Genomic DNA, 24,304 nt, shown 5'->3' with positions numbered 1-24,304 from the left:
CGCCTTCCTCCGGCAAATCACGAAGGAAGGCGTCACAAAGTGAATTCCCGCCCTGAGGGCGGACTGGCCCCATCCTTCTCTTTGCGGAGAAGCGACCCCGCCTCTCGCGAGGCCGAGCCTGATGAGCACCCTCCAGCCGATATCCTGGCTTCGGGCATCGAACCTTGCTTCCGCCTTCCCGTCCCGCTTTGCGGGGCAGTGGCTTGATGGTCGCTCGTAGCCCGTTACAGTGGCGCAACCGTCCCCGATTCACACGGGGTTCCCTGTCACTGGAGAATGTTCCTGCCGGTCAACCGACCGGCATTGTCAAAGAGCACCCCCAGCATAGCAGCGGCTGGCTGCCCGGCAAGCGCGAAGTTCAAGCAGGCCCAAGCAAGGGCGCCCGCCGCAGCGCTGCGGCGGCGCTTGACAACTGTGTGCGCAACGTGAAAGGATACTCCCGGCGCCAACGTAGCTCAGTCGGTAGAGCAGCGCTTTCGTAAAGCGCGGGTCGTCAGTTCGATTCTGACCGTTGGCTCCATTTTCTATTTCCTGTGGCAGTGCCGGACGGCATCCAGAACCTCGAACAGCTTGAAGACCGGCTCAGCGAGCCGCCCCCGGAGGTGGTGCAGACACTTCGCCGATTGGAGGGAGATCTCGTGGTGCTGGGAGTCGCGGGCAAGGTGGGTCCGAGCCTTGCGCGCATGGCTCGGCGGGCATCGGACCTTGCGGGTGTCCGGCGGCGCATCGTTGGCGTGGCGCGCTTCTCGTCGGTTGGCGTTGAGGCCGGACTGCGGCAGCATGGCATCGAGACCATTCACTGCGATCTATTGGATGATGCGGCGGTGCGGCGATTACCGGACGCCCCGAATGTGCTGTACCTGGCCGGGATGAAGTTTGGCGCGACAGGCCAGGAGTCGCTCACGTGGGCCATGAATACCCACTTGCCCGCTATCGCCAGCCGCAGGTATGCCCACAGCCGGATTGTCGCATTCTCAACCGGCAATGTTTACGGGCTGGTGCCGCCCGCCGGCGGCGGCTCGCTTGAAACCGATATTCCCGCTCCGGTAGGCGAGTACGCGATGAGTTGCCTGGGGCGCGAGCGGATCTTCGAGCACTTCAGCCGCGTGCACGGCACTCGGATGGCAGTTCTCCGGCTCAACTACGCGTGCGACCTGCGTTACGGCGTGCTTGTGGATCTTGCCCAGAAGGTGCTCGCGGGTATAGCGGTGGATCTCGGCATGGGCTGGTTCAACACCGTCTGGCAAGGCGACGCGAACGCGATCACCCTGCGCTGCTTCGACCAAGTCTCCTCGCCACCGCTGATCCTTAACGTTACGGGGCCGGAGGTGCTGAACGTGCGGGAAACCTGCCAGAAGTTGGGCGAGTTGTTGGGCCGGAAACCAGTGTTTGCAGGGACGGAAACGCCGACCGTGCTGCTTAACAACGCCCGGCGGGCGTTCGACCTGTTCGGCAAGCCGCGGGTCAGCGCGGACCAGTTGCTTGCCTGGGTTGCCGCCTGGCTGCGGCAAGGGGGAATCACGTTAAACAAGCCAACCCATTTCGAGGCTCGCGATGGGAGATTCTGAACTGGATGTCTCTGCCACCTGACATCCAACAGGCTTTGCAGCGCGGCCTGGTGATTCCAGCGTGTCCCCTTGCGCTCAACGCAGGGCGCAAGCTGGACGAGCGGCGGCAGCGGGCGCTGTTGCGTTACTACGCAGCGGCAGGAGCGGGCGGAGTGGCGGTGGGCGTGCATACGACCCAGTTCGCCATTCGCGAGCCGGGCGTCGGCCTGTTTCGGCCCGTGCTGGCGCTTGCCGCCGAGGAGTTCAGCCGGGCAGACGCGAGGCGGACCGAGCCACTGGCGCGCATCGGCGGCATCTGCGGCGAGACGTCGCAGGCGCTGCGCGAAGCCGGGTTGCTGCGGGAGCTGGGCTACCACGCCGGCTTGCTGAGCCTGGCGGCATTGAGGGACGCGAGCGAGGACGAGCTGATCGCGCACAGCCGGGCGGTGGCGGAAGTGCTGCCGGTGGTGGGCTTCTACCTGCAGCCGGCGGTAGGCGGACGCGTGCTGCAGTTCTCGTTCTGGCGGCGGTTCGCGGAGATCGGGAATGTCGTTGCCATCAAGATCGCCCCCTTCAATCGCTACCAGACGCTGGAGGTGGTGCGCGCCGTGGCGGAGTCGGGACGGGAGGACATCGTGCTTTACACGGGCAACGACGATAACATCGTGCTCGATCTGCTCACGCCTTACCGGTTCACGGTGGGCGGGCGGGTGGTGGAGCGGCGGGTTGTGGGCGGTTTGCTGGGGCATTGGGCGGTTTGGACGCGCGCGGCGGTCAAGCTGCTGTGGGAATGTCACCGGGCAGTCGAGAGCGGCGGGGCGGTGCCGGCGGAACTGGTGCGGAAGGCTTCGGAGGTGACGGACTGCAACGCGGCGTTCTTTGACGCGGCGAACGGATTCGCGGGCTGCATCGCCGGGCTGCACGAGGTGCTGCGGCGTCAGGGCTTGTTTGAGGGTATCTGGTGCCTGGACCCGCGCGAGGGGCTGAGCGCCGGGCAGCGCGAGGAGATTGATCGGGTCTACGCCGCCTACCCGCACTTGAATGACGACGATTTTGTCGCCACCCATCGGGAGCGGTGGCTGAGCGACTGAGCGGGAGGCGCCGGTTGCCGCGAGGTCCATCCACCCGGCGAACGCCGCGGCGGGAATAGCCACCCGGCCCCATGCTGACTTGCGAAAGCTCCTTTCGCGTGGAAGAGTAGGGGCCTTAAATCGAGAGACAATTGCAGCTTTACGGACTATGGTTCAAGTGACAGACAACCCGACGATGACAGAAACAGACCAGTATCTGGAGGCGTTCGAGCGGTTTGCTCCTCGGGCCGGGCACCCTGCGTGGGTCCTGCTTTTGCGCAAGGCTGGCATTGCGCACTTTGCCGACGAGGGTTTTCCGACGCTCGAACAGGAAGACTGGCGCTTTACGAACGTAGCCCCCATCGCCAAATTGCCCTTCAAGCCCGTTCTAGCAGACTCGCGCGACGGGTTGTGCCAAAAGGACCTTGAGGCGTTCACCTTCGGGAGACTGGCCGTCGCGCGGCTTGTTTTCGTCAATGGCCACTACGCGGCAGGCTTGTCTTCGCCCGGGGCACAGCCCAGGGGCGGGAGGGTCGGCAGCCTGGCGGCCGCGCTGGCCGGCGACACTGCATTGATCGAACAGCACCTGGGCCGTCACGCGCAGAGCGAGGGCAATCCGTTTGCGGCTCTCAACGCAGCTTTCTTCCAGGACGGCGGCTTTATTCACATCCCGGCCGGCGAGCGCCTGGAGATGCCGGTTCACCTCTTGTTCATCTCGACGGCGAAGGAGGCCGGGGCGACCGCGCATCCGCGCAACCTGATCATCGCCGAGGAGGCCAGTCAGGTGACCGTGCTGGAGAGCCACGTCAGCATTGGCCAGGCGCCCTGCTTCACGAACGCCGTGACGGAGGTGGTTCTGGGAGAGGGCGCGGTGGTGGAGCACGCGAAGTTCCAAGATGAAAATCGGACTGCCTTTCATATCGCGGCGGTGCATGCGCAATTGGGGCGAAGCTGCAACTTCACCTCGCACTCGATTGCCGCCGGCGCGCGCCTGTCGCGCAACAACATTCGCACCGTCCTGGCGGGCGAAGGGGTGGAGTGCACTCTGAATGGACTTTACCTGACGCGGGGCGATCAACTGGCCGACCATCACATGGTGGTGGAGCACGCCCAGCCGCACTGTAACAGCCACGAGTATTACAACGGCATTCTCGATGGCCGGTCCAGGGGCGTTTTTCATGGGCGCATCCTCGTGCGGCCCGCGGCGCAGAAGACGGATGCCAAGCAGACCAACAAGAATCTCCTGCTCTCGGAAGACGCGACCGTGGACACCAAGCCGCAACTGGAGATTTACGCCGATGACGTGAAGTGCACGCACGGAGCGACGGTCGGGCAATTGAACGAGGAGTCCATTTTCTACCTGCGCGCGCGGGGCATTGGCACCGATACGGCGCGGCGGATGTTAATCCACGCCTTTGCCGGTGAGATCATTGAGCGCGTCCGCTACGCGCCGGCGCGGGAGGAGTTGGACCGGCTGGTGTGGGAGCGGCTGGAGCAGAACCCGCGCGTGGGAGAGCACAAAGGTGTTTGACGAACTGAGCGATCTCTACCAGCAGGTTATCCTCGACCACTGCAAGCGGCCCCGCAATTTCCACGAACTGAGCGGCGCGACCCGCTCGGCCCAGGGGCACAACCCTCTGTGCGGCGATCAGTTGCAGCTCTTCCTGACCATGGACGGAGAGGTCGTCAAGGACATCAGCTTCCTCGGCTCGGGCTGCTGCATTTCCAAAGCCTCGGCCTCGCTGCTGACCGAAGCCGTCAAGGGCAAGTCCCGCGGTGACGTGCACAAGATGTTCGAGCAGGTCCATGAGATGGTGACGACCGGCCGGGTAGCCGGTGACGTGGGCAAACTGGCGGTTTTTGCGGGCGTGCACAAATTCCCCGCGCGGGTCAAGTGCGCCATCCTTTCGTGGCATGCCGTCATGGCGGCTCTCAAGGGCGAGGGTCTCCCCGTCAGCACCGAGAACGACGAGACTTGAGGGACGAGACAGCCACGTCTTTATCGGTTATATTTCAGCCCATTGACAGCATGAGCAGCGATGAACCAGTCATATTGACCCGCGATGTCGAGGCGGCCATCATCCCGATCGGCGATCGCGTGACTTTGCAGAAGGGCCAGCAGGCGCAAATCACCCAAACCCTTGGCGGAAGCTACACGGTGATTGTAAATGGAAACATGTTTCGCATCGAAGGCAAGGATGCAGACGCGCTCGGCCTGGAAGTGGCGGCCAAACCTCCCGGCAGCGGCGGCCCGGTCACCCAGGAGGGGCTGGAGAAGGAGATTTGGAATCAGTTGCGTTCCTGTTACGATCCCGAAATCCCCGTCAACATCGTGGATCTCGGCCTCATTTACGATTGCCACCTCACGCTGCTTGCCGCCGGGAGCTATCGCGTGGATGTGAAGATGACTTTAACAGCGCCCGGCTGCGGCATGGGCCCCATGATCGCCCAGGATGTGCAGAACAAAGTGCTCAGCCTGGAGGGCGTGGACGACGTGGCCGTGGAACTGGTCTGGGACCCGCCGTGGAACCAGGGCATGATGACGGAACAAGCCAAATTGCAGCTGGGATTGCTCTAAGCGGAATATGACTACCGAAGCCGCCGTGCCGATGCAGCGGAAGAAAGCAATAGACTGGGCCGCCATCCGGGCCGATTTCCCCATCCTTCAGCAAAAGGTCCATAGCCGGCCCTTGATCTATCTTGACAACGCGGCGACCACACAGAAGCCGCGAGCCCTGCTGGAGGCCCTGCGCCATTATTACGAACGGGACAACGCCAACGTCCATCGCGGGATACACGAATTGAGCAATCGCGCCACTGCGGCCTTTGAGGCCGCGCGCGCGCGGGCCGCGAAGTTCATTAACGCCCGCAGCGCGGAAGAGATCATCTTCACACGCGGCACCACCGAGGGGATCAACCTCGTCGCGCAGGCCTGGGGCGCAACGCATATCAAGGCCGGCGACATCATCTTGCTCACCGAAATGGAGCACCATAGCAACCTCGTCCCCTGGCAGTTGCTGGCAGAGCGCACCGGTGCCCGGCTCGCTTACCTTCCGGTCACTGGTGACATCGGCTTGCTCGACCTGGGTCGCCTTGACGAGTTCCTCACCCGGAAGGTGAAGCTGTTTGCCATGACTCATATCTCAAACTCGCTGGGCACGATCAACCCGGTGGCGGAATTGTGCGCGCGCGCGCGCAAGCTGGGAGTGACGACCCTCGTTGACGCGGCGCAAAGCGCCGGGCATCGGCCGATTGATGTCCAGGAAATCGGCTGTGACTTCCTCGCCTTTTCGGGACACAAGATGTGCGGGCCGACGGGTATCGGCATCTTGTACGGGCGGCAGGCAACGCTGGAGACGATGCCGCCGTATCAGGGCGGCGGCGAGATGATCCTGAACGTTGACTACCACCAAAGCACCTGGAAACACGCCCCGCACAGATTTGAAGCCGGCACGCCAAACATCTCCGGCGCCGTGGGGCTGCACGCGGCAATGGACTACCTCGACCGCATCGGGCGGCGCGCTATCGCGCAGCACGATCAGGAACTGGGCGCTTACGCTTACGCTGAACTCTCCCGGCTCAAGCAGGACATCCGGCTTTTCGGCCCGCACATCGGCCGCGCCGGGCTGGTGAGCTTCCTTTTGAAAGACATTCACGCGCATGATGTGGTCACCGTGGCTGACCAGCGCGGCGTCGCTCTGCGCGGCGGCCACCACTGCAACCAACCGCTCATGCGCAAACTGGGCGTTGAATCCACTGCCCGAGCCAGTTTCTATCTCTACAACACCACGGAAGAGATTGATTGCCTCGTGAAAGTCCTGGGCGAGATTCAACAGTTCTTCGGCGCCGCCTAGCCTGGCGGCGGGGGCTCTGCAAGGCCCGCAAGCCGATCGGCCCGGCGGCAAGCAAGGAGCGCGGAAGAATGGACAGTGCTGTCCCATTATGTTCCTCGCGCGGGGAGGACTCCTGGCGCTCGCTCACCGCGGAACTGGCAACCGCGCCGGAAATCCCCTGTGTTGACCTTATCCGGCATCCACGGCGCGCGCGGCGGCAGCGCGCCCCGCCGCCGAGGCACTAGGCAATTCCTGGTTCAGCATGGCATTGAGGCTGCTGCCGGGAAAGCGTGATTGACTTGGCGTTAAGTGTACTGGCCTTCGTGGCCGGCGGATTAGTTCTGGAATTGTATGCCGCCGACGGTTCCCCGCTTGGGCGGCGGGACGACGAGGGTTTCCGCTTTCACACCCAGGCACCGAATCGCACCGAGAGTTGTCCAGGCGAGCAACCGGCCTGAGTCGCCCAGCACTGCTGGCCGGTTGTGGACGAATTTGTCTCCCGTCGGGGAGACAAGATGGTCCGGCCCCCTGACCTGTTGTCGCGGAGCCGGGAAGCCATGCGAAATGTCCCCCGCCGGGGATTGCGAGTGCTGTTGTGGAATTCCGCGTGTCACAACAGACTTCCGCAGCCCTGACGGGGGACTGCTCTTCGCCGGAACCAACACTCTCAGCCGTGGACACCTGCGGTCAGATAATGCGCTTCCGGGTGCCCAACGCTGAGAGAGAGAACCACAGCACAGGCAATGGGGAAGGAACCACCCTCTCTGGGGTCGGGTGGCCCTTCCCGCGGCTGCCGTTGGCGCGAGAGCGTCCGCGTGGGGCTAACGCTTGCGAGAGCGCAAGCCGGCAAGGCTAGCCACGAGCAGGAGCACTGGCGTGGTGGGTTCGGGAATAATGTCCACCTTGAAAGCGCCCATGCCGTCCAAATAATCAGTGGACCACTGGTTGAGCCTGAAGGTCAGAGAGTAGTAGTCGGGCAGCAATTCGAATGTTGCACTGCTCCAGGCCGGATCGTTGAAAGCCTCATCGATGTTAAAGGTATGGCGGTTCATGTTCGCAGACACCGCAGGGGTTTGCCAGCCGTACAAACCATAGCTGTATATCGTGAAGCTCTCGGCCGCATACTCGAAATCGGTGACGTGGAGAAGGGCTCGCTGGCCGGGGGCTATCTGGAATGTGAACGGACGGTCGAAATCCTGGCTCGTCCAAGTGTAGAAGTTGAAAGTCTGCCAGCCCGAGCCGGGAGTGTAGTCGCCTGCGGACGATTGCAGGGTGGCAAGCGCAAAGAGGACGGTGCAGAGGAGCAGTTGGCGAATCTGAGTTTTCATAAGGTGCCAAAGTAAAGCCACGTGTGAGGAGGAAATAAAGGCGAAATTATGATGGCATTCGAACAACAACCGAAGGAGAGCGACGAGGCGTTTGCCGCCTTCAACCTTTACCTGAGCCAGGGACCGGAACGGTCGCTGGCGAAGACGGCTGCGAAGCTGAGCCGGAGCAAGGTTTTGATGGAGAAATGGTCGAGCAAGTTCGATTGGCCGGCGCGTGTGTCGGCTTACAACGCACACATGGCCCTGGTCGAGCGTGAGGCCGCCGAGGCCATCACGCGGGCGAAAGGGGTGTCGCGGTGCGAAAGGGGCGAAATGAAACGGCCGTGTCAGCAAAAAGACGCGGGCGAAAGGGGTAGACTGGGCTGCCCCATACGTCAGACTGCTGCGTTAGCCAAGTGCCGCCAGCCGCTAATACAGTCCCGTATTCCTGGGCCAAGCATCCGCCCTGGCAGGCACGCTGTCCATATTTTGGACAGTGATGCTGCCTGCCTGCCTTTCCCAGTCTCCTCTGGCTGGGTGATACGGTGCCGATGTGGAGGGGCTACGGTGTGGTTCCCATGGGGGTCGGCCCCCATGGGAACCACACCGTAGCCGGACCGCATTGACAGGCTATCCGCAAGCCAACGACGGGGTGCGATTGCCATAGTGGCGCCCTCGCCCGTCTGGCGGGGGTGCTGGAGATAAGCAGGGAGGTGCGTTTAACGGACTCCGCCGACGGCTGCTCCGTCTCAGACTATTTCATCGCGTCGAAAGTCTTCTGGAGGATTTGCCAGTCCTTGAGGCCCTTAAACTTGGCACTGGCCTGCTGGTTCAGGGTGGCCTCGTTTGCGTTCTTGGTGGGCTTGGAGACTCTGTAGAAGACGCCAAAGTAGCCGGGGAACGGCTCGTCGGCGAGCTTGTAGGCCGCGATTTCGCTGGTGACATCGTGATCTGTGGGGACCGTGTTGAAGACGCCGCCTTTGCGTGGGTTGGCGGCGTCAAAGGCGCCTTCGTAGAATTCTACGCACTCGCTGAGGCACTCGATGAAACTGAAGCCGTCGTGGTCCATGGCTGCTTCCAGCATTTGGAGCAGGTGGTTAGGGTTGGTGCTGGTTGTCCGCGCGACCAGGGTGGCGCCTGCGGCGATGGCCTGCTTCATCGGGTTGATGGGGTAATCCACCGCGCCCCAGACGTCGGTCTTGCTCTTGAAACCTCGCGGCGAGGTGGGCGAGGTCTGTTTCTTGGTCAGGCCGTAGACCCAGTTATCCATGGCCACGCAGGTGAGCTTGATGTTCTTGCGGGCGGTGTGGGTAAAATGGTTGCCGCCGATGGAGAAGAGGTCGCCGTCACCGCCGAAAACAAAGACGTGGAGGTCGGGTCGGGACAGGGAAATGCCGCTGGCAAACGGGAGCGATCGGCCGTGGATGTAATGCGCGCCGTAGGCTTGAACGAAATACGGAAAGCGGCTGGAACAGCCAATCCCGGAGATCGTGGTAAACTTCTCCTGCCACAGCTTGCGCCTTTCAATCAGCTTGAAGTAGAGCGCGAGGACGGAGAAGTCGCCGCAACCGGGGCACCACGTGGGATGATCGGCAGCGATTTCCTTCTTCGTCAGCGGCTTGCGCTCGGTCGGGGGCGGGGAGACGGCCGCGTTGGTCGCGTGGGCAGGAGGTTCGGTTGCAGGAGCGCTCATATTTCTCAAAGGCTAAAGGGTGATGCGTATTCAGTGATCACTAACCGGTTACTGGCGGCGCGCGCCGGCGGCGATGTCGGCGCGGGCGCGTTCGAGGATTTCTTTGACCTTCCAGGTCAGGCCATCGGTCTTGTTAATGCCGCGAATCCTGGGGTTGCAGAAGCGCGCGCGCAGCAAGCCGGCCAGTTGGCCGTAACCGTAAAGGCCCTCGTCGTTCATTTCCACGACGCGGATGGCCTTGAATCCGGAGAAGATGCTTTCCAAACCCGGCGGCAGAGGATGGAGATACTTGATGTGCAGGGCCGAGACGCTGTCACCGGCCGACCGGGCGCGGTCCACCGCCTCGCGGATCGGGCCTTGCGTGGAACCCCAGCCCACAAGCAGGAGGTTGCCTTCGGGCGGGCCATACACTTCGGGGGTCGGCAAGGTGGCGGCCAGCGCCTGCAATTTTTTGCGCCGTTTGGCGGTCATCGCCATGTGCAGACCCGGGTCGCCGGTCGGGTGACCCTGTTCGTCGTGCTCCAGGCCGCCGGCGATCGGATAGCGGCCGCTCAGAATGGGTGTGCCGGGCACAACCCGGGGAGTCACGCCGTCCGGGGAGGAGAGGTCGTAAGGGACATAGTCGGCCACGGGAGAAAGATCGGGCGAGATATCCTGGCAGGCTTTCTCCAGGTCGGGTGCGGCAAAGGCCTCAATGCGGGTGGCGATCGCCTGGTCGCTGAGCACGAATACCGGCACGTTGTACTTGCGGGCGATATTGACCGCTTCGATGGCGGTGTAGAAACAATCCTCGACATTGGCGGGAGCAACCACCACGCGCGGGGCGTCGCCGTGGCTGCCAAAACAGGCGAGGTTCAGGTCGGATTGTTCGACCTGGGTCGGCAGTCCGGTGGAGGGGCCCCCGCGCTGGACGTTAATCACCACCAGCGGCACTTCTGCCATCACCGCCCAGCCGAGCGACTCCATCTTCAGCGAGATACCCGGCCCGCTGGAGCCGGTAACAGCGACGCGTCCCGCGAAGCCGGCGCCGTTGGCCATGGAAATCGCAGCGATCTCGTCTTCGCATTGCACGAACGTGCCGCCATACTTGGGCAGCTCGCGGCGGAGGATTTCCATGACATCCGACCACGGGGTAATGGGGTAGGCAGCACCAAAGCGAACCCCCGCGGCAATCACTCCATAGGCCAGCGCCTCGTTGCCGTTCATTACCACCTGGTGGCCGTCCTTACCCTGGCTCTCAACGAACTCAAAGGTCTGCAGGATGTTGCCGAGCGAGTGGTTGTAACCGGCGCGGAACGCCGCCAGCGCGTTGTTCAGCACGGAGAGGTCTTTCCCGCCAAACCGCTCGCTGATCAGCGCCTCCAGTTTCGGCGCGTCCAGGTCAAAGATTCTGGCGACGAGTCCGAGGGCAAAGATGTTCTTCCCTTTGTCCTTGGCCGTGCCGCCGATGGCCTCAATGGTCAGGCTGGAAATCGGCACACCCACGTGATGATGCTGGGGCTGCCACTCGGGCTTGGGCTCCACATGGTCCGAGTCGTAGAGGACCACCCCGCCCTTCTTGAGCGAGCCAATGTGGTCCTCGTAGGAATGCTGATAAAAAGCCAGCAGCACATCGGCCTCATCGCCCGCGCTCAACACTTCGCCCGAACCGATGCGCACCTGGAAGATAGACGGACCGCCGGAAATGGTTGATGGGATCGTCATGAAGGTCATGACATCCTGCGCGCTGCGGCCCGCCAACCGTGCCAGGAACCCGCCAATGGCCTGGATGCCATCCTGGGAATTGCCCGCGATACGAATCACTGCCTCGGAAATCCTCGAGACCTTTGCCCCACCGCCACCCTCCAGGCCGGTTGCTGCTGCATTGCTCATAAATTCTCTTAATCGAAGCTCACCCGCGCCGCGCAGAGTTAGAAACTGCGTTCAAATCAGTCCCCGTAACCATTGCTATAAAGTACTGTCATTCTACCCGGCGTGTCAAACCCTAACCATGCCGCCGCCGCGAGGTCCGGTTGAACCTCACCGCAGCGCCGCCAGCGCATCCAGGAAATCCTCGGGTCGCGGCGCCTCAAAGCTCAGGCACTTGGCTGTTCGAGGGTGCAGAAACGCGAGCCGGTGGGCGTGCAGCATCTGGCGGGAAGCTGTGTAGCCGGTGAGATCGGACAGGCGCTGGTTTTGGCGGTTGCCGTAGGTCGCGTCGCCCAATAGGGGGAAGCCGAGGAATTGAAAGTGGACCCGGATTTGGTGGGTGCGACCGGTGTGGAGTAGCGCCTCGACCAATGTTGCTCCCCGCAGACGCTCCAGCACGCGGTAACCAGTGTGGGCCTCGCGTCCGTATTCGTCGGTCACGGCCATGCGCTTGCGGTGGGAGGGATGCCGGGCAATGGCGGCACGGATATCGCCCCGGTCGCGCGGCAATTCGCCGCAGAGGATCGCGTGATATGCTTTCTCCACTTTGCGGGTGGCGAATTGGGCGGAGAGCGCCAGGTGGGTCTCGTCGTTCTTGGCGACGACCAGGCAGCCGCTGGTTTCCTTGTCCAGGCGGTGCACAATGCCCGGGCGGGCGACCCCGCCGATGCCGCTCAACTGTCCCGCGCAGTGGTGAAGGAGCGCATTGACAAGCGTGTGTTCCTCGTGGCCGGCCGCCGGATGCACCACCAGCCCCGGCGGCTTGTTCAATACAAGCAAAGTCTTGTCTTCGTAAAGAATGTCGAGCGGCATCGCCTCGGGCCGGGCTTCCGCCGCCCGGGCCTCGGGCCAGTGAACCTCGACCTGTTCGCCGGCGCGTGGAGTATGCGTTGGCTTGATGGTGCGGCCGTTGACCCGGATGTGGCCCTGCTCGATCAACCGCTGGATCGCGCCGCGCGACACGGCGGGGAACTTGCCGCGCAGAAAAGTGTCGAGCCGCCCCAACGGAAGCGAGTGTTCGATGGTCAGAACCTCAGTGCGGGAAGACATGGCAGGTTGGCATACGCCGGAGGTCGGGGCTTGCCGGTCCGATCACTCCGACGGGCTGGCGGTCTTGGACTTGCGGTCGCTGCTCCAGGTAATGAGGAAGACCAGCCCCACGCCGGTGCAGATCGCGCTGTCAGCCACATTAAAGGCGGGGAATCCGACTTCTCGCCCGCTCGGCTGCTGGACATAAAAATAGATGAAGTCAATTACATGACCCGCCCACAGCCGGTCAATGAGGTTGCCGACGATGCCGCCGAAGATAAACCCGAAGGCGACCTGGCTAAGCAGCGTGCGCGAGTCGAAATGATGGCGGCTGAGGAACAAGGCCAAAAGGGCGACGACCGCCACGCCGGCCAGCAATTCGTTGTTGCCGCTCAGCAGGCTCCACGCCGCGCCGGTATTTCCCCAGTGCACGAACTTGAAGAAGCCCTCGATTACGACCTTCTCCTGCGCGTAGCCGAGAAAACGGAGGACAAGCTGCTTGGTAAACTGGTCGAAAGCGATCACCAGCAAAGCAATCATCGCTATGCGGCGGTTTGGCGTCCGGAGCAGCGCATTCAATGGATTCATTCCAGTGTTGAGTCCCGATTTAACCGGATGCCCCGTAAAAGACAATGGAAAACAAGCGAAATGCCTGTTGACTTGGGCGCTCGATTTGCTAACTTCACCCCTCTTTTGATCAGCTTTTGAGATGAAGACTCATTTACCGAAAGTGAATTTGGACCAACGCAAGTGGCATGTGATTGACGCCAGCGGCGCCGTCCTGGGCCGCCTGGCGGTGCAAGTGGCCGACGTGTTGCGGGGGAAGAACAAACCTGTCTATACACCGCACCTTGATGCCGGCGATTTCGTCGTGGTCATCAACGCCGAAAAAGTGCTCCTTACGGGCAAGAAGGAGACCGACAAGAAATACATGAGCTACTCGGGCTGGAAGAGCGGGGATAAATACCGGTCGGTCGCCCAGGTCCGGGCGCGGCAGCCCGAAAGGCTCATCACCCACGCGGTGCGGGGCATGGTTCCCAAAAACCGGCTTGGCCGGGTGCTGATGACCAAGTTGAAAGTGTATAAAGGCGCGGAGCATCCGCATGCCGCCCAGCAGCCCCAACCGCTGGCTCTCGCGAAGTAAAGCTGACCCATCCCGATATCCACCCTTAACGCTCCCCTGGCATGTCCGACATAAAACTACCTGAAGGCAAGATTCCGCTGCACCTCGGCACCGGCCGACGGAAGACCGCGCTGGCGCGCGTGCGCCTGGCCGCCGGCACCGGCAAGATCGTGATCAATGGCCGGCCGTTCGAGAATTACTTTGCACTCGAGTCCCAACGGGTGCTTGCCGCCCAGCCGCTGACGGTGACCGGTTCGGCGGACAAGTTCGACGCTCAAGTCACCGTCCAGGGCGGCGGTCCCAACGGCCAGGCCGGGGCAGTCCGACACGGCCTCGCGCGGGCGTTGCTCACGGTGGACGCCAACCTGCGGCCGATCCTGAAGGCCGAGGGCCTGCTCACCCGGGACTCGCGCAAGAAGGAGCGCAAGAAGTACGGCCAGCCGGGGGCGCGCAAACGCTTCCAGTATAGCAAGCGTTAATCGCGCTGGATATTTTCCCGCCCCGCTGGTTCAATCCGGCGGGGCTTTTTTTTGATGAATGCCAAACAAGTAGCTATTGTGGGTGCGTCGGGTTACTCCGGCGAAGAACTCGTCCGCCTGCTCCTTTCGCACCCGCACGCGGAACTGGCCGCTGTCACCTCGCGCCAATACGCCGGGCAAACGCTGGCGCAGATCTTCCCGAGGTTCGCTCACCATCCACGAGCCAGGACGCTTCGCTTCAGCGAGCCCAAGGCCGAATTGCTCGCCAAACAGGCGCAGGTTGTTTTCCTGGCCCTGCCTCACGGTGTCGCCGCGGAATTCGCCGTCCCCCTGCTCCAGCTTGGCTGCCAGGTTATTGATCTGAGTGCGGATTTCCGCGTCAGGGACGCCGCAGTCTACAAGGACTTCTATGCGCACGACCACCCGGCGCCGGCATTGCTCACCCAGGCGGTTTACGGCTTGCCGGAAGTCTATCGCGACCAGATCAGGAAAGCCTCGCTGGTGGCCTCACCCGGCTGTTACCCAACCAGCATCCTGCTGCCGACGGTGCCTCTGCTGAAGGCGGGCCTGGTCGAGCCCACTGGCATCATCGCCGACTCACTGAGTGGCGTCAGCGGCGCGGGCCGAAAGGCGGAGCTTGATTACCTGTTCGTCGAATGCAACGAAAGCGTGCGGCCTTACGGGATTCCCAAACACCGGCATCTTTCCGAGATCGAACAGGAGATCTCGGCTGCCGCCGGCACTCCGGTGGTCATCCAGTTTACGCCGCATTTGATTCCCGTGAATCGCGGCATCCTCACCACTCTGTATCTGACACCGGCCGACCCGGCGCGTGATTCTCAATCCTCGATCCTTGACCAGGTGGGAGCCTGCTATCAAACCGCCTACGCCAAAGAGCCGTTTGTGCGGTTGCTGGAGGGCAAGGCCCTGCCCGACACGAAGCACGTTGCCGGCACCAACGTCATTGAAATCGCCTGGCGCCACGACCCGCGCACCGGACGGCTTATCGTGATGAGCGCCGAGGACAATCTGGTCAAAGGGGCCAGCGGCCAGGCCATCCAGAGCATGAACTTGATGTGCGGATTCCCGGAGACGGCGGGTTTGATATGATTGCTGCCGCTCGCGCTATTTCAGCTTTGGCTGTCGCGCTGTCTGGCATCGTGTCCGCGGTTGGCGCCGCGTCCTCAAGCCGACCATCTTTTCCCGACCCCTCCGCACTACCGGCGCAACGTGACTTGCCCGACCCCCTCCTGATGTTCGACGGGCGAAGCGTGAGTTCCCGCAACCAATGGTTCAAGGAACGCCGGCCCGAATTGCAGGCTCTGTTCCAGCACTACATGTACGGCGCAATTCCCCCGAATCCGGCGCGCACGCGCAGCAAGGTTCTGGGCGAATACGGCGATTTCCTGGGTGGGAAAGCGACGCTCAAGCTGTTGACGTTGGAAACGGGCCCCGCCACCGCGCCGCGGATAGACCTGATGCTGGTCGTGCCCAATGCACGCCGCGGTCGCGTGCCAGTGTTTCTCGCCATGGACTTCTGTGGCAACCACGCCTTGACGTTCGATCCACGCGTGCCGCTGGCCCGCGGGTGGATGGGCAATTCGTGCAAGGAATGCAAGAACAACGCCGCCACCGAGGCCTCCCGCGGATCGCAGGCCACCAATTGGCCCCTCGCGGAGATCGTTCGGCGCGGCTACGCCCTGGCCGCGTTTCACAGCGCCGACGTGGACCCCGATCGCAAGGAGGTCAGTGACGGCATCTACGCGTGGCTGGCCGGCGGCGATAAGGCCAGGAACAATCCAGCCCACCGGGGGACTATCGCCGCATGGGCGTGGGGTTTCCACCGCTGCGTGGACCACCTGGTCACTGAGCGCAGCCTGGATCCGCGCCGCATCGCGACCGTGGGCCACTCACGCAACGGCAAGACCGCCTTGTTGGCGGCAGCGTTCGACGAGCGTATCGCAATCGCGTACCCGCATCAGGCCGGCTGCGGCGGCTCGGCGCCGAGCCGGGGAATGACTGGCGAGTCAGTGAAGGCCATTAACGACCGGTTCCCGCACTGGTTCAACGCGTGGTTCAAGCAGTTCAACAACGCCCCGGAGCGGTTGCCATTCGACCAGCATTGCCTCGTGGCTCTGTGCGCCCCGCGTCCGGTCCTGTTCTCGGCGGCGGAGGAGGACCAATGGGCCAATCCGGCCGGCCAGTTTCAAGTGCTCCAGGCCGCCAGCCCGGTTTATCAGTTCCTCGGCAGCGAGGGATTGGCCGCCCGGGAATTCCCGCCGCTGCACCACCTCGTGGACAGCCGCCTCGGCTTTTATGTGCGCGAGGGCAAGCATTCCATGACGGCCGACGATTGGACCGTGTTTATGAACTACGCCGACCGCCAATGGCGGAAGTGAGCGATCATCTCCGGCGCGCAACAACTCTCTACTGGTAGAATGAATGCGAAATTAACTGCAGTCTCAGGCTCCATCGTGGCCCCGCGTGGCTTCCGCGCCTCGGGCGTCTTCTGCGACATCAAACGCCTTGGCACCGGCAAAGGCTCCGACAAAGGCAAGAAGCGCGACCTCGGCCTGATTGTGTCCGAAGTCCCCGCCGCTGTGGCCGGGATGTTTACCACCAATCAGGCTTGCGCCGCGCCGGTCAAGGTCTGCCTTGAACGCGTGAAGAAGGGCCGGGCTCAGGCGGTCGTCGTCAACTCCGGCAATGCCAACGCTTGCACCGGCAGGCAAGGTTTGGAAGACGCGCGCGCGATGGCGCGCTTCACCGAGCAATCGCTCGCCTTGCCGCCGGGCTCGGTGCTGGTCGGCTCCACTGGCCGCATCGGGGTCACCATGCCCATGGACAATGTCCGTGCCGGCATCGTCGAAGCCGCCGTCACGCTCGGTTCCACCGCGGGGCACGCTGCCCGGATCGCCGAAGCCATCATGACCAGCGATACACGGCCAAAACAGGTTGCGGTGGAAATCATGCTGGGAGGCAAGCCTGTCCGCCTGGGCGGCATCTGCAAAGGCGCCGGCATGATTCAGCCGGGCATGAGCACCACCGGCAAGCGGCCCGGGGCTGTGCCGCTCCATGCCACGATGCTCTGTTTCATCACCACCGATGCCGCGGTCGAGGAATCGGTCCTGCAATCGGCGCTGCGCGAGGCCGTCGCCAAAAGCTTCAATCGTATCACCGTGGACGGGGACATGAGCACTAACGACACAGTCCTTTTGCTGGCGAATGGCCTCGCGGGCAACCGGAAGTTCCGGCCTGGAACGGCAGCCTTTGCCCTCTTCCAGGCGGCCTTGAGTCACGTTTGCCTCGAACTGGCCAAGATGATCGTGCGGGACGGCGAGGGCGTGTCGCGATTCGTCACCGTGCGGGTCAACGGCGCGAAATCCTTCGCGGATGCCGATGCTGCCGCGCGAGCCGTGGCGAACAGTCCGCTCGTGAAGACCAGCTGGCACGGCGGCGATCCGAACTGGGGCCGGATCATTGCGGCGCTGGGTTACAGCCCGGCGACTGTTGTTGAGAACAAAGTGGACATCGGCTACAGCGCGCCCGGCAGCCGCAGGATTCTCTGGAGTCTCAAACGCGGCCAACCGACGGCAGCCACCTTTAAGGCCCTTTGCGCCGCCGTGGCGCCAAGGGAGTTTGATCTCCATGTCCATCTCAATCTCGGCCGCGCTGGCGCCGTCATCTATGCGGCTGACCTGACCGAAGAGTACGTGGACTTCAACAAAGGCGATGTGAGCGATCCTGGCTCGCTCGGCGGCTGAGAACAGCCGCTTTGGCCCACAATCTACAGGTTGTGAGCCAGCGCGACAGGCAGGCAGACAAATGAGAACCACGTTTTCCACAATGTTGGCGGCTATGCTTGCGACAGCCTGCATGCTGGTTGTTCAGCCGGCAGGAGGCGCATCGGCGGGGGGCAGTTTGGCCTTCACCGCCGCAGGCGCCAAAGAACTCGAATTCAATACGGGCGTGTTGAAAGGCAAGCTGCGGGCGGGGGGCAAGTCCACCGGTCTGTCCTCGGTCGTGCACCTGCCAACGGGCCTGATTCTGGACTCGAGCATGGGGTTGCTTGGCCATTACCGCGTTTTCAGCGCCAACCAGCGCTACGGTAACGCCGCTTGGGATTGGCCCAGCGACGCGAGGCTGCGCCCGGACGGCAGCGTGGAGGTGTGCTGGACTTCCGCCGAGGACCGTCCTTTCGAACTGCGCGCGAACTACCGGTGGGCGGCCCCGGACACCTTGGATCTGGAAACGATCGTGCAGGCCAGGACGAATCTCGCGAAGTTTGAGTCCTTCCTGGGTTCCTACTTCTCCGGAGGTTTTACGAACTCTTGCGTCTATGCGCGCTCCAACGGCCAGGCGTGCCTCATTCGGGCGGACAAGAGCATCGGCATTTGGCAGGCTTTCCCGCGCGACGATGAGGCCGTGTCTACCATCCAGGACGGACGCTGGAAGTTCCCGCCCAGCCCGGTTGACTGGGTTATCCGGCCTTACCTGGTCAAACCGCTCGGCGTACGTCGTTGCCCGGCGAACGAACTGCAGGCTTTGCTGATGTCACCGCCCCGGGATTGCTTTGCCGTCCTCACCCCCTTTGAGACGGAAGGCCATCGCTCGATGTATCTCTCGCTCTTTGGCAGAGATTTGAAGACGGGCGAGACCGCCCGGGCGCGGGCACGGTTGGTCATAGGAACAAATCTGTCCGGGGAAACAATTGAAAGCCTCTGCGCCGCGTATTTGCGGCAAAGCCCGTAAAGGGATCTATTCACATGCAAAACCTCATTGCCAAGGCCGACACGTTGCTGGAGGCGCTGCCTTATATCCAGCGATTCAACGGTGCTACCTTCGTCATCAAGTACGGCGGCAGCTTCATGGACTCGCCGGACCCGGCGGTTCGCAACGGCGTTGCGCGCGACATGGTGTTTCTGGAGGCGGTCGAGATAAACCCGGTGGTTGTCCACGGGGGCGGCAAAGCGATCACCCGCGCCATGGAAAAGGCCGGCCTCAAGGCCGCGTTCCTCCAGGGCCAGCGCGTCACGGATGAGGCCACGGTCCGGATTGCCGACCAGGTGCTCTCCCGGGAGATCAACCCTGAAGTGGTTGCCGCCATCGGCTCCCTGGGCGGCTTTGCCAAAGGCTTCGCCGGTCCGGATATCTTCCGGTGCCGCAAGGCCCGGGTGACAGGCCAGGATGGCCAGGCCCTCGACCTCGGCTACGTCGGCGAGGTGATCGGCGTGAACACCGCGCCGCTGCTCGAATGCATCGCCAAAGGCGTCACCCCGGTCATCAGTCCGACCGCCCGCGGCGAGGACGGCAAGCTCTACAACTGCAATGCCGATGTCGCCGCCGCGCAGGCGGCGATTGCCCTCAAAGCCCGGCGGCTGGTCTTTATGAGCGACGTGCCGGGCCTCCTGCGGAACCCTAACAAGCCAGACAGTGTCATCTCCCGCCTCAAGATCAGCGAGGTGGAGGGGTTGAAGCGGAGCGGCGTCGTTGACAAGGGGATGATCCCCAAAGTGGACAGTGCCGTGGCCGCCATCCATGCGGGCGTGGAAAAAGTCTCCTTCGTGGATGGCCGTGTTCCCCACGCCGTCCTGCTGGAGATCTTCACCGATGAAGGCGTCGGCACCGAAGTCGTTCCCTGAGCCGATGGCACCCCGCGCAAGCGGATGAACCCGCGGCTGACTGGAGAAAACCGCAGGAATTCCGGCGTTGGAGACCGCTCAGGCAGCGCTGACCACGCGAGCAGGGCGTGGTAAAAGCCCTGCCGCACGGCACTCAGCCTATTCGTCTGATTTGACCTCTTGCTGCCGCTGGAGCAGGAATTCGCGCCAGGCGTCCAGGCCCTGGCCGGTTTTGGCGGAGGTCTCGAAGACCCGGGCCTTGGGGGCGACGCGCCGGATGTTCGCCAATGCCGCATCGCGGTTGTAGTCGCACGCCGCTGCCAGGTCCACCTTGCTGATGATTACCACGTCTGCCGACTGGAACATCGGCGGGTACTTCAAGGGCTTGTCTTCCCCCTCAGTCACGGACAGGAGCACAACGCGCAGGTCCTCGCCCAAGTCGTAGGAAGCCGGGCAGACCAGGTTGCCGACGTTCTCGATAATGAGCAGGTTGCGGCCGGTCAGGTCGAGGCGTTTGACGGCGCGGGTGACCATTTCGGCTTCGAGGTGGCAGACGGTGCCGGTCGTGATCTGCACTACCGGCGCACCCGACTCGCGCAGGCGCTGCGCGTCGTTGTCGGTCGCCAGGTCGCCCACGATGACACCCGCCTTGAGGTCCGGTCCCAACTTGCGCACGCTCTCCCGGATGAAGGTGGTTTTGCCAGAACCGGGCGAGGAAAGCACGTTCAACACCAGCAGACCGCGCGCTCGAAAGTAGCCCCGGTTGCGCTCGGCGAGGCGGTCGTTCTGGTCGAGTATCGCCCGGCGCACCTCGACGGTCCGGCGAGCTTCACCCTCGGCCGCAGGCTGGTGTTCCTGGTCCGGATGGTCGTGCGGATGGGTATGGGAATGGGGATGAGTATGCGGGTGCGGATGGTCGTGGCCGTGGTGGTGTCCGGGCCCGTGTTCGTGCTTGTGTTCATGGTCATGGCCGTGGCCGTGTTCATGAGCGTGTTCGTGGTGATGAGCACTTATGCCCGCCGGCTTATCTCCGGGCAAGCCGCATCCGCAGTCTTTACACATTAGTCAATCTCCAGAGAGGCCAGCTCCATTTCCCGGCCGGCGCGAAGTTCTCCGCTCAGGCAGTGGCAGTTCGGGCACTCGGGCAACATATTCTCGGACGGGAACTCGCGCGTGCAGGTCTCGCACCAAAACCGCGCGGGCACATGCTCGATAGCCAGTTGCGCGCCTTCGGCCGGGGTCCCCGGGGCCAGGGCTTCGAACGCAAACTCCAGCGCGTCCGGCACCACGCCGCTGAGCGCTCCGATGCGCAGACGAATGGTATGCACACGGTTGGCGCCCGCCTGGCGCGCCTGGTCCAGCGCGAGGCTCAGCGCACTTTGCATAATGGACAATTCGTGCATGGGCTCGACTATCCAAGTTATTGGGCCTCCGCCGCCCTGACAAACGAATTCGGCAGCGCGGGCCAAAGCTGCATCAAGCTCCCTGGTTGGGTGGGGTCGTTTGGCCGAAAGGTTCGTGTTGGCGCGGAAACAGACGCCTCGGCGCGGTGTCCCTGCCAATTGATGGTCAGGCTTAACGCACCCCTCAGCCCGGGCGCCACGCGCCACATCCGGGCAAGCGTCTCCGCAAGCGCGCGTTGGCTTGTGGATGGCTGGTTGATCGCTTGTCAGTGCGGTTATGCTACGGTGTGGTTCCCATGGGGCCCGACCCCCATGGGAACCACACCGTAGCATCTCCATATTGGCACCGTATCACCCAGCCAAGGGAGGCGGAGTCAGCGGGGGTTGGAGGAGGCAGGCCGGCAGCATTACTGTCCAAATTTTGGACAGTGCACGGATTGGCAGTCGATGGGGCCATGCGGGCTGTGCGGGGGAAAGCCGCATGGGGCAATTCCTGGAGATTCGTGATTGGATGGTAATGGTTTCCGGGCGCCGAGGGACTCGAAAAGGTTGGTAAAAGCAGGTATCAGATGAGTAGCCAGATTCCCCATTGGCAAGAAGATGGCAAGCCGGCGGCAAAGCGCGGACGGGGGTGCTCGCCGTGTAACGAACACTTGTGCATGAGGGGCGGGTTCGGGTGAGGCAACGTGCCCGGTTCTGGCGGGGTGGGACCGATTCCCAATTGGAGCTCGGCAGCGGGAGCGAGAGAATTGGCTTACATCCGGGCGAAGATGCGGTTGGCTTCCTCGAGGGTTTCCCTGGAGCCGATGTCGAACCAGAGGCCAGGGACTTTCCAGGTGTAAACGGGCAGGCGCGGGTAGAGCCACTGAATCAGCCGGCCCGGTTGATCGGGATTGTTGCCCTCGGCAACGTATTGTCGGATGAGCGGCAGCGTGGCTTTGGGGTAGTAGTAGAGGGCGATACCGGTCAGGGTGCTGGTGGGGTGATTCGGCTTCTCCTCGAAGAAGGTGATGCGGCCGTCGCCGTCGAGGGTGATGGAGTTGTATTTCTTGATCTGCTCCAGATCGCCGACGTCATAGACCGCCAGGACCGGGGCGCCCTTCTCGCGGCAGAGCCGGCCGAAATCCTGCAGCGGTGTGCTGAAGAGGTTGTCGCCCGCGACGACGATGATGTCGTCGGTGACATTCTGGCTCTGGAGGACGAAGTGGATGTCACCAATGGCGCCGAGCTTGTTGGTGTCGTCGGTGGAACCGTCGTTGACGATAGTGAAGTCGAGCTTGGCCTTGCGCTCGCGGTAATCGCCGGCCCACTGCTGGAAGTGGCTGGTGAACTTGGCATTCGTGACGACGTAGATGCGGTCGAGGCCTCCGATGGGGGCGAGGTTGTCCAGCACGTAGTCAATCATCGGCTTGCCCGCGACCGGCAGGAGCGGTTTCGGCTGGGTAAGCGTGAGGGGGTAAAGCCGGGTGGCGTACCCGGCGGCGAGAATAACTACTTTCATTGGCTCTCGAAAAGGCTTGGGGCAATCTGGCGGGCCAGATCCTGGCAACGCGCCAGGATTTCCTCCGCGGACTCGCAAACGAGAGCGAAAGCGGCCAGGTCGCGCGCTTCGCTCAGCTTCAGGCGGCGGATAAGGAACTTAATCGGCGGCACCAGCGAGGGCGCGGCGCTCAGTTCATCCACTCCCAGGCCGAGCAACAGAGGCACCAGCACCGGATCGCCGGCCATCTCGCCGCAGACGCTGACACGCACCTTGTGGCGATGGGCGGCGTCCGCGGTGGTCTTGATGAGCCGCACGATGGCGGGATGAGTCGGCTCGTAAAGGTGAGCGATCCGCTCATTCATGCGGTCCACGGCCAGCGAGTACTGGATCAGATCGTTGGTGCCGATGCTGAAGAAGCTGACGCGCTTGGCGAGGGAGTCAGCAACGATGGCGGCCGAGGGAGTTTCGATCATGGCGCCGACCTGGAGGTTCTCGTCGAAGGGAACCTTCTCCTGGCGCAGCTCAGCTTTGTATTCCTCGAGCAGGGCATTGGCCTGTTTTAGTTCGTCGAGGCTGGAAATCATGGGGTACATCACCCGCAGGTTGCCTTCGGCGCTGGCGCGGAGAATAGCGCGGAGCTGGGCGCGGAAGATGTCGCGCTCCTGCAAAGAGATGCGGATGGCGCGCCAGCCCAGGAACGGATTCAGCTCGGTGGGCATTTGCATGTGGGCCAGGAACTTATCCCCGCCCAGGTCCAGAGTGCGGATCACCACCGGCAGCGGCTTGAGGGCGGCGGCGGCGGCGCGATAAGCTTCGTATTGCTGTTCTTCGCCCGGCAGGCGGTCGCGGTTGAGGAAGAGATACTCGGTGCGGAACAGGCCGACGCCTTCGGCGCCATTGGCCTTGACCTGCTCGGCGTCGGCAGCTTGCTCGATGTTGGCGTTGAGCAGGATGCGATGGCCATCCAGGGTGACGGCGGGTTCGGAGAGGAGGTCGCGCAGCCGTTGCTGCCAGGTGGCCTGCTTCAGGATGAGCTGGCCGTACTCGAACAGAGTCTGGTCCGTGGGATTGACGATGAGGATGCCATTGTGGCCATCCAGCAGGGCATACTGGCCTGTGGTCAGTTGCTCGCTGACATCCTTCAGCCCGACGATGGCCGGGATGCGGAGCGAGCGCGCCATGATGGCGGTATGGGAGGTTTTGCTGCCCACATCGGTGGCAAAGCCGAGCACATTGCGCTTGTCCATCTGCGCGGTGTTCGAAGGCGTCAGGTCGTGGCCGATGACAATGCACGGCTCCTTGAAATGGCGCAGGTCGGCTTCCTCCTCCAGGCCCAGCAGGTTGTTCAGAACGCGGGTGGTGACGTCCCGCATGTCGCTGGCGCGTTCCCGCAGGTATTCGTCTTCAATGGCGGAGAGGGTGGCGGCGTAGCGTTCGGCGACGGAGTAGAAGGCATGTTCGGCGTTGACCTTCTGCTCCCGGATGAGGCGGACCACTTCGTCGAGGACTGTGCGATCCTCCAGCACGAGCAGATGCGCCTCAAAAATGCTGCCCTCCTCGGCGCCCATGGCTGCGCTCACCTTGCGCTGGATGTCCAGGATCTGCTGCCGGGTCTGAGCCAGGGCCTTCTCCAGGCGATTGATTTCCTCGGGAACATCTTCCTCCGCCACCCACACTTGCGCGACGTGCGGCCGCGTGCCGCGCAGCAGAACGATCTTCCCGCGGCATACACCGGTGGAAACCGGAATGCCCTGGAAGGTCTTCTCTCCCTTGGTAAGGGGCGCTGGCATGGATAATAACTACTCGAC

The 24,304-nt window shown here is 62.9% G+C and carries 22 protein-coding genes, 1 tRNA gene and 1 riboswitch; of the genes, 14 read left to right on the top strand and 9 right to left on the bottom strand.

Features of this window, described 5'->3' with window-relative positions:
- Nucleotides 1-116: 116 nt before the first annotated feature.
- A riboswitch (cobalamin riboswitch) is annotated at nucleotides 117-313 on the bottom strand.
- 131 nt (nucleotides 314-444) lie between these two features.
- From P5205_01855 to P5205_01825, 7 genes are all read left to right on the top strand, one after another.
- Nucleotides 445-520, top strand: a tRNA-Thr gene (locus P5205_01855).
- Nucleotides 521-533: 13 nt separating this feature from the next.
- A complete protein-coding gene (locus tag P5205_01850) occupies nucleotides 534-1,568 on the top strand; it encodes an NAD-dependent epimerase/dehydratase family protein (protein HSA09090.1) in 1,035 nt (344 codons plus the stop codon).
- A 5-nt stretch (nucleotides 1,569-1,573) separates the two neighbouring features.
- Nucleotides 1,574-2,638 (top strand): dihydrodipicolinate synthase family protein, encoded by a 1,065-nt coding sequence (locus tag P5205_01845; protein HSA09089.1) that lies wholly within the window; start codon nucleotides 1,574-1,576, stop codon nucleotides 2,636-2,638.
- Nucleotides 2,639-2,786: 148 nt separating this feature from the next.
- A complete protein-coding gene (gene sufD, locus P5205_01840; protein ID HSA09088.1) occupies nucleotides 2,787-4,148 on the top strand; it encodes a Fe-S cluster assembly protein SufD in 1,362 nt (453 codons plus the stop codon).
- Nucleotides 4,141-4,596, top strand: a complete 456-nt coding sequence (locus tag P5205_01835) for an SUF system NifU family Fe-S cluster assembly protein (protein ID HSA09087.1) — start codon at nucleotides 4,141-4,143, stop codon at nucleotides 4,594-4,596. The genes sufD and P5205_01835 overlap by 8 nt, the downstream gene beginning before the upstream one ends.
- A gap of 50 nt (nucleotides 4,597-4,646) precedes the next feature.
- On the top strand, nucleotides 4,647-5,195 hold the full coding sequence (sufT, locus tag P5205_01830; GenBank protein HSA09086.1) for a putative Fe-S cluster assembly protein SufT: 549 nt from the start codon (nucleotides 4,647-4,649) through the stop codon (nucleotides 5,193-5,195).
- Nucleotides 5,196-5,202: 7 nt separating this feature from the next.
- Entirely contained in the window at nucleotides 5,203-6,471 is a 1,269-nt protein-coding gene (locus P5205_01825) for a cysteine desulfurase (protein ID HSA09085.1), read from the top strand.
- Between the two features lie 800 nt (nucleotides 6,472-7,271).
- Here P5205_01825 and P5205_01820 read toward each other — a convergent pair.
- The 5 genes from P5205_01820 to lspA form a co-directional block, all read right to left on the bottom strand.
- Nucleotides 7,272-7,778 carry a PEP-CTERM sorting domain-containing protein gene (locus tag P5205_01820; GenBank protein ID HSA09084.1) on the bottom strand — a complete coding sequence of 169 codons (507 nt, stop codon included), beginning with the start codon at nucleotides 7,776-7,778 and terminating at the stop codon, nucleotides 7,272-7,274.
- Between the two features lie 733 nt (nucleotides 7,779-8,511).
- Entirely contained in the window at nucleotides 8,512-9,450 is a 939-nt protein-coding gene (locus P5205_01815; protein ID HSA09083.1) for a thiamine pyrophosphate-dependent enzyme, read from the bottom strand.
- Nucleotides 9,451-9,498: 48 nt separating this feature from the next.
- Entirely contained in the window at nucleotides 9,499-11,322 is a 1,824-nt protein-coding gene (locus P5205_01810) for a 2-oxoacid:acceptor oxidoreductase subunit alpha (protein HSA09082.1), read from the bottom strand.
- Nucleotides 11,323-11,469: 147 nt separating this feature from the next.
- The gene (locus tag P5205_01805; GenBank protein ID HSA09081.1) at nucleotides 11,470-12,408 is read right to left on the bottom strand and encodes an RluA family pseudouridine synthase; all 939 of its coding nucleotides are present in this window, start codon (nucleotides 12,406-12,408) and stop codon (nucleotides 11,470-11,472) included.
- Nucleotides 12,409-12,450: 42 nt separating this feature from the next.
- Entirely contained in the window at nucleotides 12,451-12,975 is a 525-nt protein-coding gene (lspA, locus tag P5205_01800) for a signal peptidase II (GenBank protein ID HSA09080.1), read from the bottom strand.
- Between the two features lie 121 nt (nucleotides 12,976-13,096).
- Between lspA and rplM the strand changes: the two genes are divergently transcribed.
- The 7 genes from rplM to argB all read left to right on the top strand — a co-directional run bounded on the left by rplM (nucleotide 13,097) and on the right by argB (nucleotide 19,631).
- Complete coding sequence (gene rplM, locus P5205_01795) at nucleotides 13,097-13,531, top strand: 50S ribosomal protein L13 (protein HSA09079.1); 435 nt, start codon at nucleotides 13,097-13,099, stop codon at nucleotides 13,529-13,531.
- 41 nt (nucleotides 13,532-13,572) lie between these two features.
- Nucleotides 13,573-13,989 (top strand): 30S ribosomal protein S9, encoded by a 417-nt coding sequence (gene rpsI, locus P5205_01790; GenBank protein ID HSA09078.1) that lies wholly within the window; start codon nucleotides 13,573-13,575, stop codon nucleotides 13,987-13,989.
- A gap of 54 nt (nucleotides 13,990-14,043) precedes the next feature.
- Entirely contained in the window at nucleotides 14,044-15,099 is a 1,056-nt protein-coding gene (argC, locus tag P5205_01785; protein ID HSA09077.1) for an N-acetyl-gamma-glutamyl-phosphate reductase, read from the top strand.
- Between the two features lie 125 nt (nucleotides 15,100-15,224).
- The gene (locus tag P5205_01780; protein HSA09076.1) at nucleotides 15,225-16,388 is read left to right on the top strand and encodes an acetylxylan esterase; all 1,164 of its coding nucleotides are present in this window, start codon (nucleotides 15,225-15,227) and stop codon (nucleotides 16,386-16,388) included.
- 39 nt (nucleotides 16,389-16,427) lie between these two features.
- On the top strand, nucleotides 16,428-17,753 hold the full coding sequence (gene argJ / locus P5205_01775; protein HSA09075.1) for a bifunctional glutamate N-acetyltransferase/amino-acid acetyltransferase ArgJ: 1,326 nt from the start codon (nucleotides 16,428-16,430) through the stop codon (nucleotides 17,751-17,753).
- Between the two features lie 94 nt (nucleotides 17,754-17,847).
- Entirely contained in the window at nucleotides 17,848-18,741 is an 894-nt protein-coding gene (locus tag P5205_01770; protein ID HSA09074.1) for a hypothetical protein, read from the top strand.
- Between the two features lie 14 nt (nucleotides 18,742-18,755).
- A complete protein-coding gene (gene argB, locus P5205_01765; protein HSA09073.1) occupies nucleotides 18,756-19,631 on the top strand; it encodes an acetylglutamate kinase in 876 nt (291 codons plus the stop codon).
- Nucleotides 19,632-19,769: 138 nt separating this feature from the next.
- On the opposite strand, the gene hypB is transcribed toward argB, so the two are convergent.
- From hypB to ptsP, 4 genes are all read right to left on the bottom strand, one after another.
- Nucleotides 19,770-20,672: a hydrogenase nickel incorporation protein HypB gene (hypB, locus tag P5205_01760; GenBank protein HSA09072.1), complete on the bottom strand. Its 903-nt coding sequence runs from the start codon at nucleotides 20,670-20,672 to the stop codon at nucleotides 19,770-19,772.
- Nucleotides 20,672-21,013 carry a hydrogenase maturation nickel metallochaperone HypA gene (hypA, locus tag P5205_01755; protein ID HSA09071.1) on the bottom strand — a complete coding sequence of 114 codons (342 nt, stop codon included), beginning with the start codon at nucleotides 21,011-21,013 and terminating at the stop codon, nucleotides 20,672-20,674. The genes hypB and hypA overlap by 1 nt, the downstream gene beginning before the upstream one ends.
- A gap of 754 nt (nucleotides 21,014-21,767) precedes the next feature.
- Nucleotides 21,768-22,514, bottom strand: coding sequence for a nucleotidyltransferase family protein (locus P5205_01750; GenBank protein HSA09070.1), 747 nt, complete (start codon nucleotides 22,512-22,514; stop codon nucleotides 21,768-21,770).
- The gene (gene ptsP / locus P5205_01745) at nucleotides 22,511-24,286 is read right to left on the bottom strand and encodes a phosphoenolpyruvate--protein phosphotransferase (protein ID HSA09069.1); all 1,776 of its coding nucleotides are present in this window, start codon (nucleotides 24,284-24,286) and stop codon (nucleotides 22,511-22,513) included. The genes P5205_01750 and ptsP overlap by 4 nt, the downstream gene beginning before the upstream one ends.
- Between the last annotated feature and the right edge of the window lie 18 nt (nucleotides 24,287-24,304).

This window comes from Candidatus Paceibacterota bacterium, assembly GCA_035452965.1.
Taxonomy (GTDB): domain Bacteria; phylum Verrucomicrobiota; class Verrucomicrobiia; order Limisphaerales; family UBA8199; genus UBA8199.
This window is presented reverse-complemented; position numbering and strand designations above follow the sequence as displayed.